General features: G+C 63.1%; 1 protein-coding gene. It reads right to left on the bottom strand.

The genetic code is table 11. The features are described from left to right. Positions 1–260, bottom strand: a 260-nt coding sequence (locus AC0IYH_RS32350) for a cbb3-type cytochrome c oxidase subunit I (protein ID WP_471838422.1), incomplete at both ends; no start/stop codon positions are given.

Genomic DNA, 260 nt, shown 5'->3' with positions numbered 1-260 from the left:
CGGTTCCTGATGCTGACCGCGATCTGGATCAGGAACGCCAGGATACCGATCGCGATGATCCCCACGCCGATCGCCGCGACGATGAAGAAGGGTTGCAGCGTCGGGTCCTCGAAATGGCGGACGCGGCGCGTCGTGCCCATCAGGCCGACGATATAGATCGGAGTCCACGCGACCCAGTAACCGATCACCCAGCCCCAGAAGCTGACCTTCCCCCAGAACGGGTCGAGGCGGAAGCCGAACGCCTTGGGGAACCAGTAGTA

The sequence above is a fragment of the Pseudomonas sp. AC463 genome (assembly GCF_979253585.1).
Note: the sequence above shows the minus strand (reverse complement) of the source record. Positions and strands in the feature narration are given on the sequence as shown.